The sequence below is a fragment of the Hymenobacter sp. 5317J-9 genome (assembly GCF_022921075.1).
GTDB lineage: Bacteria > Bacteroidota > Bacteroidia > Cytophagales > Hymenobacteraceae > Hymenobacter.
On sequence record NZ_CP095050.1, the window covers coordinates 4,924,043 to 4,936,353 of the forward strand.

A 12,311-nucleotide genomic window follows, 5' to 3' on the forward strand; every position below is an offset into this window, starting at 1 on the left:
CGATGAAATCCCTTAAAGCTACCGGTCACCAGCTCGCCGATTCTGCCTTTCAGCTAACGGTGTTGAAACGTGAAGTGGCCGAAACGCTGCACCTGCCGCTGTTCCACGAGAAGCTGCGCGAGTCGGCGCTGTTTCCGCTGCAACCCGTGACGCCGGCCGTGCTGCAAATCAACGTGGGCAAGATGTGCAACCAGGTGTGCAAGCACTGCCACGTCGACGCCGGCCCCGACCGCAAGGAAATCATGACCCGCGAAACGATGCAGTACTGCCTCGACGCGCTGGCCCAGACCGATATCCCGTCGGTGGACCTCACCGGCGGTGCCCCCGAGATGAACCCGGACTTCCGCTGGTTTGTGGAGGAAATCAGCAAGCTTGGCCGCAAGGTGCTGGTGCGCTGCAACCTCACCATCATCGTGGCCAACAAGAAGTACTACGACCTGCCGGAGTTCTTCAAAAAGCACGGCGTGGAAGTGGTGAGCTCCCTGCCCTTCTACAGCGCCTCTAAAACCGACAGCCAGCGCGGCGACGGCGTGTTTGAGGACTCCATCCGGGCGCTGAAAATGCTGAACGCCGTGGGCTACGGCCAGCCCGGCACCGGCCTAGTGCTGAACTTGGTGTACAACCCCGCCGGCGCCTTCCTGCCGGGCTCGCAAAAGGGCCTGCAGGACCAGTTCAAGCGGGTGCTGCTGAAAGACCACGGCATCGTGTTCAACGACCTGTTTGCCATCACCAACATTCCGGTGAGCCGCTACCTCGACTACCTCATCGAGTCGGGCAACTACGCCGGCTACATGGAAAAGCTGGTGAACGCCTTCAACCCCGTGGCCGCGGCCGGCGTGATGTGCCGCAACACCATCTCGGTGGGCTGGGACGGTGGCCTCTACGACTGCGACTTCAACCAGATGCTAGATTTGTACGTGGCCAGCCCCGTGCAGCACATCCGCGACTTCGACGCGGCCGCACTGGGCCAGCGCGCCATCGTCATCAACCAGCACTGCTACGGCTGCACGGCCGGCAGCGGTTCCAGCTGCGGCGGCACCGTGGCGTAAACTTCGCAGCTACATAAAAACAGCGGGCGATGCTTCGATGAAGCATCGCCCGCTGTTTTTATGTAGCCACTTATAAGGCCTTAGCTGCGCGCCAGGTAGCCAGGTCACGGCCGGAATCGACGTCGTGCAACATGGGCAGCTGGGCCACACTCAGACCCAGGCGGGCGGCATCGGCCAGGGTGTCGGGTAGTACGGTGGCGGTGCTCCAGTCTTTATTGGCGAATAGCTCCAGGTGCAACGCATTCAATCCTAATAGATAGTAGCCGCCGTCGTCGGCCGGGCCTACCACCATGTCGTGGCTGGCCAGCGCTGCGAAAGCGGCGTGCAGCAGCTGCTGGGTCAGGCCCGGGCAATCGGTGCCAACGATGGCGACCCGCGAGGCACCACCTGCAAACGCTTGTTCGAAGGCGTGGCTCATGCGTTCTCCGAGCGACTCGGCGGGCGGCTGCACGCGCCAGGGCAGGCCGGGCCATTCGGGGCGCGGGGTGCTGGCGTCGGCGGCGGGCGCGGGCGCTTCGGCCAGCCACACCGTGGCGGGCACCTGCGCGGCCGTGACGGCGGAAGCGGTGATGGCTAATAATTCGCGGTACACGGCCAGGGCGGCTTCATTGCCAATGTCGGCAGCCAGGCGCGTTTTTACGCGGCCGAGGACGGGCTCGCGGGCAAATACGAGGAGGTGGTTAGTAGGAGATGACAAATCAGAGCGGCTGATAGCGGAGGGGGTGAAAACAGTAGCAACGAAAAAAAGCCGCTTACGGCTTTCCCAAAGCTCGCACTTTACGGACAAAGCCTTTCTGCGCGTGGCTTTGGGTATGATGGGCCGGCAGCAAGGTGTTGTTGCTGGTAAAAATCATTAGATACTCGCCAGGAAAAAAATTAAGCCATTGACTTAGTAACAATTACAGTAAACAGCAATTTCCCCTATCAATTATTTCACACATTTTCAAGCAATTCCCCTAAAGAATGGAACCAAAATTGCGCATAGCATAACCACCATATTCAGGGCTTATTCTCAGCTTCTTCCGCAGCCATTACGCTGTGCTGAGGCCAGGATTCAAGTGCCTGTAGCATCCTTCCACTTTAGCCGATTTTTGTATGAAGAACCGTCTACCTTCTGTTCTTTTCTCGCTGCTTTTCTGGGTTTTTCTGGGCGGCCTGCCGGCGGCACAGGCGTCGCACCTGCTGGGCGGCGACATGACCTACAGTTCGTTGGGCAATAACCAGTACCGCGTCAGGTTCCGCGTGTATCAGGACTGTTCGGGCGCGCCCACCACGGCCTTCACGCTGGAATGCCGCACCGGCGGCTGCAACACCCTGGCAACGCTTACGGCACCGCTCGTGCAGCAGGGCGCCGCCTTTGAGCCGGCGCCGCTCTGCGCCACCACGGCCGGCACCTGCCAGAATCCGGCATCTGCCTACGCCCTTTTTCGCTTTGTGAGCTACGAAGCCACCGTGACGCTCCCGCCGGGCCAATGGACGCTGAGCACCGTCCAAAACGCCCGGCCCGTCCTGGCCAACATAGTATCCGGTGACCTGTACGCCGAGGCCTACCTCGACAACCGGGGCAGCGGTGTAAGCAACAACACGCCGCAGTTTGATGCCGACGACATTCCGGTGCAGTACATGTGCTGGAAGCAGCTCACCACCTTCAGCTTCTCGGCCCTGGAGCCCGACGGCGACTCCGTGGCGTACTCGCTGGCTGCTCCCCTGCAAGCCTGTGGCATGCCGGTTACTTATAAAGCAGTGCCTCCTCCATTGGAGCCGTTCCCCACACCCGGCCCTTGCATATTGACTATTCCCGGGTTTTTACCGGGGGTGTATTCGCCCACCTACCCCATCCGCATGGGCATGGACACAGTCGGCGCCTGCCCCGTTAGAACGGGCGTGGTGCGCACCCTGCGCTTCAATCGCGAAGCCCGCACCGTTACGCTTATGCCCGGCGTCTACAGTGTACCTACCACGCCGGCCAGCGGCGACAACAAGTACCTGCTGGCGGTGCAGGCCGACGAGTACCGCCGGGTGAATGGCGTGCTGCGGCTGATTGGCCGGATTCGCCACGAGATGGTTTTCATCGTGGTAGACTGCGGCGGCAATTCCGTGCCGAATGCCGTGCAGGTCGCCAATCAAACTGCCAACTCGGGGGCCCGCATCATCAACACGCCGGACACTACGCGGATTGATGTGGAGGCCTGCAGCTACTCGCGCCTGACGCTCGACTTCACCGACCCCGACAACCTGCGCGTGCCCAGCGTCGGGCAGCTGCTCACCGTCACGGTTCCGGCTGATATCAATACCAACCCGCTGCTGCTGGCCGGAGGCGACGTAGGCACGTTCAGCCTGAGCGGCAACGGCACCGCGCATCCGCAAGGCATCCTCTACCTGCAGCCGCTGGCCACGGCTGCGGGGCGCACCGTGCGCCTCAACGTGCGCGTGGAAGACAACGGCTGCCCCGTGAAGGGCCGGCAAAACCGCGTCATTGTCATCAACGTGCGGCGGAACGTGCGGGCGGGCATCGTGCCGGCGGGAGGCACGGCCCCTGCCGCTGCCGTGAGCCTTCCGGCGGGTAGTACGCTGGTTCTGCGGGGGCTGGCCCAGCGGCCGGATTCCTTGCGCCGGCTGGCCACTGGCACCACCGTGGCCCAGACCTACGGCTACCAGTGGCGGGTGCAGGGCAACGGGCTCGACCCGGCCCAGGCCAGCAGTGCGGCCACCACGGTAGCCCCCACAATGAACAGTCGCTATTTCCTGACCGTAACTCCCGCCGGAGGCTTTGGCCTGGGCTGCGCCGACACCACGTCCATCCTGGTGACGCTGGTGCCGCCGCTGGCACCCGTCGTAACGACCAACGGCGCGACGCTGAGCAGCAACTACGCCACCGGCAACCAGTGGTACCTCAACGGGCAGCTAATTCCGGGCGCTACGGGCCAAACCATTACACCCACCGCAGGCGGCGTCTACACGGTAGTGGTGACGGTGGTGGTTGGCGGCGTACCCTACACCTCGCCGCCATCAGCGCCGCGCACGGTGCTGGGCAGCCAGCGCGCGCTGCCCGGCAGCAGCCTGAGCGTGGCCCCCAACCCCACCCCCAACGGCCACCTGAGCGTCACCCTCACCGGCTACGCCCACCCCGTGACACTGGCCGTTTTCGACGCCCTGGGCCGCCAGGTGATAGGCGCCGCCGTCAGCAAGCCCAACCCGCAGGGCATGACCCAAGAGCTGGATTTGAGCAGGTGCGGAAAGGGCATGTATCTGCTGCAGGTGCGCACGGCCGCCAGCCTCGAAACCCGCCGCATCGTGCGCGAATAAGATTATCAGACAATCGCAGGCATCCTATTTCCTGTTATTGATTCACTATCCTTCTCAATTTTCTCAATGAAAAAACCTCTATCCTTCCAATTCCTTTTTTTGCTGCTTGGTCTGCTTCTGGGCAGCGCTCGCGAAGCGTGGGCGTCACACCTCTGGGGTGGCGACATCACGTATGTGTCGTTGGGCAATAACCAGTACCGCGTCAAATTCCGACTGTACCGCGACTGCAGTGGGCTGGTGCCTGGCCCCAACGACTTCCTGCTCTCGTGCCGCAACGGCGGCTGCAACGCCACAGCCACCGTCACGGCCCAGCTGGTGCAGCAGGGCCCGGCCGAGACAGCAACTCCATTCTGCACGGCACTGTCGGCGGGGCCTTGCCAGGGCCCGGCGGGCCTGGCCAACTACGACGTATACCTGTGCGTGGCAACCGTAACCCTGCCCCCCGGCAACTGGACGCTGAGCACCTTCAGTAATTCCCGCCCCGTGACTGCCAATGCCATAGGCGGCGACCTCTACGTGGAAGCCACCCTCGACAACCGCAACCAGGGCACCACGGCCGCAGCCAACAACTCGCCCCAGTTCGACCCGCAGGACGCGTTGGTTCAGTTTGCGTGTCGCAATCAGCCCACCACAATTGCTTTTCCCTGCACCGAGGCCGACGGCGACTCGCTGGCGTATACCCTAGCCGCGCCGCTGCGCGCCTGCGGCACGCCTGTGACCTACACCAACTACCCGACACCAGCCGTTCCGGTGGTGCTTTCCACCAATCCGCTGTGCGTGTTCAACTACACCGGTAGTGGCGGCCAGTACAGCCCCACCTACCCTATTACTCTGGGTGTGGATACGGTGGGCTTCTGCCCGGCCTTTGTGGGGATGCCGCGCACATTCAGCTTCAACCAGCGGGCGCGCAGCGTTACGTTCACGCCAGGCGTGTTTGATGCCATGGCCGCGCCTAGCTCAGGTAGCAATAAGTATCAGATTGCCATGCTCATCACCGAATACCGCCGCATCAACGGCGTGCGCCGGGTCATCGGCACCGTGCGCCGCGAGGCCACGATAATCGTGATAGACTGCGCCGGCAACTTCCCGCCCAACCCGCCCGCGGTGAGCACCCAAGCCGTGGGCTGCACATTTAGCAATGGCCCCGATACCGTGCGCATCGACGTACGGGCGTGCAGCTACGCCCGCGTGCAGCTCAACATCAGCGACCCCAACAACCTGCGCACGCCCAGTGCCAACCAGCCCCTCACCGTGAGCGTGCCCGCCGACCTCAGCACCAACCCGCTGCTACTGGGCGGGGGCGACGTGGGCACGTTCAGCCTCGTGGGCAATGGCACGCCCGCGCCGCGCGGCACTTTCTACCTGCAGCCGGCGCCCGCGGCGGTGGGCCGCACCGTCTACTTCACCCTGCGGGTTGATGACAACGTGTGTCCCTATCCCGGCCGGCGGAGCCAAGTGGTGGCCATCCGGGTGTTTCGCGGCTACACGGCGCTCATCACCAACCCGGCCATGGGCGCGGGGCCGATGACTATTTGCCGGGGCAGTTCGCTGGCGCTATCGGGCGTGGTGGTTCGGCCTGATTCGGTGCGCAACCTGGCCATGGGCACCACTCTGCGGCAAACCTACGCCTACCAGTGGAGCACCAGCTCCGGCGGCGACGGCCTGCCGGCCGTGACCACCACACCCAGCATCAGCGTAAACCCCACGCTGACCACTCGCTACTTCCTGCGCATCACGCCCAATGTGACGTTCTGGCCGGGGGGTGTGAAGACACCACCTCCGTATTGGTGCGGGTGCTACCGGGGCCGCCCGCGCCCACTGTTTCGCGTAGCGGCACGCAGCTCACCAGCAGCGCCCTGACCGGCAACCAGTGGTACCGCGACAACGTGCTGCTACCCAGCGCCACTGCCCGCACCCTCACGGCCACCACCAACGGGACCTACACCGTCACGGCCACCGTCGTGGCGGGGGCCACAAGCTGTACCTCGCCCATGTCGGCACCACTCACGGTGCTATCTGCGGCGCGAGCCCTGCCCGGCAGCAGCCTGAGCGTGGCGCCCAACCCCACCCCTGACGGCCGCCTCAGCGTCACGCTCACCGGCTACGCCCAACCGGTTACACTGACTGTCATGGATGCCCTGGGCCGCCGCGTGAACGAAACCACAATAGCAGCGCCCAACCCGCAGGGCACCACCCGCGAGCTGAATTTGCATAGCCTCGGCGCGGGCCTGTACCTGCTGCAGGTGCGCACGGCCGCCAGCCTCGAAACCCGCCGCATCGTGCGCGAATAGCCTTTTATCACCCGCTTTTCGGCAATAAAAAAGCCGGCTGCTTTACGAAGGCAGCCGGCTTTTTTGCTTTTACAGAAGACTTACTTAGCAGCCGTTTTCAGTTGCAGCGTACCGGGCTGCAAGCCTGCGGCGCTCACTTTCAGCTGCACATCGCCGGGCTTGGTGCCGGCCTGCACAATGGCCACCAGCTGGCCGTGAAAGGCGTGCATCTGCGGCTGGTGAAACAGCTCCAGGCTGGTGGGGTCGCCGTTGCCCATGGCGCGGAAACGGCCGGCGCCGCTCACGGCCACTTGCAGCTGGTCGGCGGCGTCGGGGCAGAGGTTGCCGTCCTTGTCTTCTACCCGGGCCGTGACGTAGGCCAGGTCCTGGCCGTCGGCGGCGAGGGTGCGGTGGTCGGCCACCAGTTTGATGTGGTGGGGCTGGCCGGCGGTGCGCACGGTTTCTTCGGCCACGGCCTTGCCCCGGGCATCGTAGGCCACCACTTTGATGCTGCCGGGCGCGTATTTTACGTCGTTCCACATCAGGCGGTAGCGGGTTTGGGGCTTGTCGGACTTGGCTTTGGTTTGGCGGCCCTGGCTCACGCCGTTCACGAACAGCTCGGCCGAGGGGTAGCTGGTGTAGCAGAATACCGGTGTGGTCTGGCCCTCGCGGCCGGGCCAGGTCCAGTGGGGCAGCAGGTGAACGGTAGGCTGGGCGGTGTTCCAACGGGCGCGGTAGAGGTAGTACCGGTCCTTGGGCATGCCGGCCAGGTCGAGCATGCCGAACATGGAGCTGTGCGAGGGCCACTTCTCGTCGTAGGGCGTGGGCTCGCCGAGGTAATCGAAACCGGTCCACACAAATTCGCCGATGACATTGGCAATATCGTCCTGCTGCACAAATTCCTCGTCTGGCGTCTGCGACCAGCTGCACGCCTCCAGGTCGTAGGACGAGCATTGGTTGTCGTCGTACTTCTTCTCCTTGGCCGTCACCACCGGAAACTTGTAAACGCCCCGCGAGCTCACCGTGGACGCCGTTTCCGAACCCAGCAGGAAGCCCTGCGGCAGCTTGCTCAGCGCCTCGGCGTAGCGGTGCGGCTTGTAGTTGAAGCCGGGAATTTCGACGGCCGGCGCCATGCCGTACTTGAAGTCGTCATCGAAACGGTCCATGCCGGCGGCGATGGGGCGGGTGGGGTCTTCGCGGCGCACGATGTCCTGCAGACGCTTGGCCAAGATGGGGCCGTTGGGGTTGCTCTGGTCGGGCACCTCGTTGCCGATGCTCCACATGATGACCGAGGGGTGGTTGCGGTCGCGCCGCACCATGTTCACCAGGTCCTTTTCGGCCCACTGGTCGAAGTACTGGCTGTAGCCGTTTTTCACTTTCGGCGACTTCCATTCGTCAAAGGCTTCTACCATCAGCATGAAGCCCATTTCGTCGGCCAGCGCCACCAGCTCGGGCGCGGGCATGTTGTGCGAGGTTCGGATGGCGTCGCAGCCCATGTCCTTCAGCAAGGTGAGTTGCCGGCGCAAAGCGGCCGTATTCACGGCCGCACCCAGCGGGCCGAGGTCGTGGTGGTTGCACACGCCCTTGAACTTGCGCACCTGCCCATTCAGCGAGAAGCCTTTGTCTTTCTCAAATTTGAAGGAGCGCACACCGAAGCGGGTGCGGTACTCGTCTTTCAGCGTCTGACCGGCGTAGAGCCTGGAGGCTGCCGTGTACAGCACCGGCGTCTCGGGCGACCACAGTTTCGGCTGCGGCAGGTCCAGGTTTTGCTCAAACTCGGGTTTGCCGGTAGCCGCCAGGTTGCTGGTAGTAGTGGCCACGACTTTGCCAGCCGCGTCGCGAATTTCGGTCACGAGGCGCAGGGCCTGCCGGGCGCCGGCGGGCACTTCCACCTGCGTGCGCAGCTTCACCTTGGCCGACTGCGCCGTGATATCGGACGTGGTGAGGTAGGTGCCCCACACCGGAATGTGCACGTCGTCGGTCACGATGAGGTGCACGTTGCGGTAGAGGCCGGCGCCGGGGTACCAGCGCGAGGCTTCTGCCTGGTTTTGCAGGCGCACGGCCAGCGTGTTGTCGGCTCCGGCTTTCAGGAAGGGCGTGATGTCGAAGGAAAACGAGTTGTAGCCGTAGGGCCAGCTGCCCACTTCCTTGCCGTTCACAAACACGTGCGCATTGCTCATGGCCCCGTCGAATACCAGCGCGGCCCGCTTGCCCGCCTTGAAGCCGGGCACGGCCAGCTTCCGCCGGTACCAGCCGGTGCCGATGAACGGCAGGCCGCCCGTGCGCCCAGCTTTTTGGGTGGCCGTCTTTTCGTTGTTCTGCTCGATTTTGACCGTTTGCAGGTCGTTGTTGCCATCAAACGGGCCGTAGATGGCCCAGTCGTGCGGCACGCTCACGGTCTGCCATTTGGCGTCGTTGAAGCTGGGCTGGGCAGCGTTGGGCTGCTCACCTTTGGTGAATTTCCAGTCGGTGGTGAGCAGGTATTCCTGGCGGGCCTGGGCAGCGGCGGGCAACGTCGGCGCCAGCAGGGCCAGAGCGGCCACACCATGCAGGGCCCAACGGGTGAGAGAATGATTCATGCGAAATCGGATAGGTGGGGCCGACAAGTTACCCTTGCCGGAGCGGGCAAAGGTCTGCCTTCTGCTGCGAAGCCGCAACGCTACCGCCTTCCTACGCAGGTTACCGCAGCCTTTCACCAGCCCTTATTAACTCATTGCCGAACAATAATTTGCTGCGCAACAAACCCCGTATTACCGGACGTAACATTATAGTAAACCAGACAGCATATTGTGGCAACAGGAGGCGGGGACCTTTGCACCCATTATGCAAAACACCAGTATCCGCAGCATTTTTTCGCTTGTCTTGTGCCTGGTTTCGATAGCCTCGGCCGTAGCGCAGGGCACGGGCAGCATCAAGGGCACGTTTAAGGACGGAGCCAACCAGGAAGCCATTATTGGCGGCACGGTTCGGCTGGAAAACACCACCATCGCGGGCCCGACCGGGGTCGATGGCAGCTACTCGCTGGAGAAGGTGCCCACGGGTAGCTACACGCTGGTGGTTTCGTCGGTTTCCTATAAAACCGTCTCCATCCCGAACGTAACCGTGACCGCCGGCAAAACCACGGTGCTCGACGGCAAGCTCACTTCCGACTCCAAAGCGCTGGACGAAGTGGTGGTGAACGGCGTGCGCCGCACCAATACCGAAGTGTCGGTAATTAACGAAATCCGGCAGGCCAGCGTGGTGGTTAGCGGCGTGTCGTCGGAGCAGATTGTGAAAACTCAGGACCGCGACGCGGCCGAGGTGGTGCGCCGCATTCCGGGCGTGACCATCGTCGACAACCGCTTCATCCAGGTGCGCGGCCTGAGCGACCGGTACAACACCGTGTGGCTGAACGACGTGAGCGCGCCCAGCTCCGAAACGGACCGCAAGTCGTTTTCCTTCGACATCGTGCCCAGCGCCCTGCTCGACCGCGTGCTGGTGTTTAAAGATCCCTCGCCGGAGCTGCCGGGCGACTTCGCCGGCGGCCTCGTGAAAGTGTACCTGCGCAAGCCGGTGTTCAACGAGAAGCTGCTGACAGTGAACTACTCCACCGGCTTCCGCGACGGCACCACGGGCCAGGACTTCTACACCGACAAAACGCAGGCCGGCGACGCCTTCGGCTTCGGCGCCACCAAGCGCGAGCTGCCCAACGGCTTCCCGCAGCTGAACTCGGCTTACCAGCAGTACGAGCGGGATTTCTACGCCCGCCAGCTCGACAACACCTTCGCGATTTATAAGATGAAGGCGATGCCCGATGCGCGCTTCAACCTCTCCTACCTCGACCAGTTCAAGCTGGGCGGGCTGGAAATCGGCAGCGTGACCTCGCTCAACTACACCAACGCCTACACGCACTTCAACATCGACCGCAACCTGTACGACGTATCGGGCAAGCGCACCGACCAGTTCAAGGACGACCAGTCGACCAACAACGTGCGCCTTGGCGCCATCCAGAATTTCAGCCTGCAGCTTGAGAACGGCGGCCGCCTGGAGTTCCGCAACCTGTTCAGCCAGCAGGCCCGCAACCAGCAGGTGACGCGCCAGGGCCTCGACGACAACGGCACCCTGAACCGCCGCAGCTACCAGGCCGGCTACCAGGGCCGCACCACCTACACCGGCCAGCTGGCCGGCACGCACATTCTCAACAAGGAGAAAACCCACTTCGACTGGGTGGGCGGCTACGGCTACTCCAGCCGCAGCGAGCCCGACCTGCGCCGCGTGTCCTACCAGGTTTCGCCCTCCACCGGCGACAACCGCCCCGCCACCCAGACCGTGCTCACGCCCGGCGCCGGCCAGGTGGACGTGAACAACGCTGGCCGCCTCTACCAGAACCTCGACGAGCACATCTTCACCGCCACGGCCAACCTGAAGCAGAAAGTGGCCCTTGGCGCCCGCGAAATGGAAGTGGCCGCCGGCACCTACCTCGAATACCGCAAGCGCAGCTTCAACGCCCGCGCCCTCGGCTACTCGCTGAACCCCAACGGCATGCAGGGCCTGAAAAACGAAGACGTGGGCAACATCTTCTCGCCGCAAAACATTGGCAGCGACGGCTTCCGGGTGGACGAAGACCAGAACTCGACCTACCACTACTCGGCCACCAACGAGCTGGAAGCGGCTTACGTGTCCTTCAACCTCCCGCTGGGCGAGCAGGTGAAACTGCTGACTGGCGCCCGCTACGAGCGCAACGTGCAGTCCATCTCGACGGGCATCAACGGCCAGCCCGTGACGCAGAACGTGACCACCAACTTCGTGCTGCCCTCGGCCAACCTGAGCTACAACTTCAGCGAGAAAAGCCTGCTGCGCGCCTCCTACGGCCGCACCCTGAACCGCCCCGAATTCCGCGAAGCCGCGCCCTTCTTCTTTTACGACTTCGATTTCAACGTGCTGAACTACGGCTCGCTGTATCTCAAGCCCGACAGCCCGCTGAAAGTAGCCACCATCGACAACGTCGACTTCCGCTACGAGCTGTACCCCTCGGCCGGCCAGCTCATCCACATCGGCGCGTTCTACAAGCACTTCACCAACCCCATCGAAAACGTGGTGGTGCTGACTTCGAACCTGGCCTACACCTTCGCCAACGCCCCCAGCGCCTACGCCTACGGCGTGGAGCTGGACCTGAAAAAGGACCTGGAATTCATCACCCCGAGCCTGAAAAACCTGTCGATGGTGTTCAACGCCTCGCTGATTAAGAGCCAGGTAAACCTCGGCGACGACATGGTGGCCTGGAACAAGAAGCGCGCCCTGCAGGGCCAGTCGCCCTACGTCTTCAACGGCGGCCTGTACTACCAGACGCCCAACAACAGCTGGCAGGTGGCGGCCCTCTACAACGTGTTTGGCCCGCGCATTCTCTTCGCCGGCAGCGACCAGTACCCCGACGTGGTGGAGCTGCCGCGCCACACCATCGACCTGACCCTGACCAAGTCCCTCACCGACCGCCTCTCGCTGAACGCCGGCGTGCAGGACCTGCTCAACCAGCGCACCAACCTGGTGCAGGACTACAACAACGACAAATCCTACTCGGCCGCCGACCCCTCGCTGAGCAGCTACCGCCGCGGCACCTACTACACCCTCGGCCTGCGCCTGAACCTGGAGCCGCGCCGCGCCGCCACCACGCCTCTCCCCTAGCACTCCCCGACTGGCTTTTGCCCCT

Annotated in this window: 7 protein-coding genes; 5 read left to right on the top strand and 2 right to left on the bottom strand. The window is 63.4% G+C overall.

Annotated features, from left to right (window positions below):
- Nucleotides 1-2: 2 nt before the first annotated feature.
- Nucleotides 3-1,049: an arsenosugar biosynthesis radical SAM (seleno)protein ArsS gene (gene arsS, locus MUN81_RS20720; protein ID WP_245113976.1), complete on the top strand. Its 1,047-nt coding sequence runs from the start codon at nucleotides 3-5 to the stop codon at nucleotides 1,047-1,049.
- 70 nt (nucleotides 1,050-1,119) lie between these two features.
- Here the strand turns inward: arsS and MUN81_RS20725 are convergent, their stop codons facing one another.
- Entirely contained in the window at nucleotides 1,120-1,746 is a 627-nt protein-coding gene (locus MUN81_RS20725; RefSeq protein WP_245113977.1) for a TIGR04282 family arsenosugar biosynthesis glycosyltransferase, read from the bottom strand.
- Between the two features lie 398 nt (nucleotides 1,747-2,144).
- Between MUN81_RS20725 and MUN81_RS20730 the strand changes: the two genes are divergently transcribed.
- The 3 genes from MUN81_RS20730 to MUN81_RS20740 all read left to right on the top strand — a co-directional run bounded on the left by MUN81_RS20730 (nucleotide 2,145) and on the right by MUN81_RS20740 (nucleotide 6,646).
- Nucleotides 2,145-4,355, top strand: coding sequence for a T9SS type A sorting domain-containing protein (locus MUN81_RS20730; RefSeq protein ID WP_245113978.1), 2,211 nt, complete (start codon nucleotides 2,145-2,147; stop codon nucleotides 4,353-4,355).
- A 66-nt stretch (nucleotides 4,356-4,421) separates the two neighbouring features.
- A complete protein-coding gene (locus MUN81_RS20735) occupies nucleotides 4,422-6,215 on the top strand; it encodes a hypothetical protein (protein ID WP_245113979.1) in 1,794 nt (597 codons plus the stop codon).
- Nucleotides 6,149-6,646, top strand: a complete 498-nt coding sequence (locus MUN81_RS20740) for a T9SS type A sorting domain-containing protein (protein WP_245113980.1) — start codon at nucleotides 6,149-6,151, stop codon at nucleotides 6,644-6,646. Before MUN81_RS20735 ends, MUN81_RS20740 begins: the two co-directional genes overlap by 67 nt.
- An 80-nt stretch (nucleotides 6,647-6,726) precedes the next feature.
- Here the strand turns inward: MUN81_RS20740 and galB are convergent, their stop codons facing one another.
- Nucleotides 6,727-9,204, bottom strand: a complete 2,478-nt coding sequence (gene galB, locus MUN81_RS20745) for a beta-galactosidase GalB (protein ID WP_245113981.1) — start codon at nucleotides 9,202-9,204, stop codon at nucleotides 6,727-6,729.
- A 244-nt stretch (nucleotides 9,205-9,448) separates the two neighbouring features.
- Between galB and MUN81_RS20750 the strand changes: the two genes are divergently transcribed.
- The gene (locus MUN81_RS20750; protein ID WP_245113982.1) at nucleotides 9,449-12,286 is read left to right on the top strand and encodes a TonB-dependent receptor; all 2,838 of its coding nucleotides are present in this window, start codon (nucleotides 9,449-9,451) and stop codon (nucleotides 12,284-12,286) included.
- Nucleotides 12,287-12,311 lie beyond the last annotated feature (25 nt).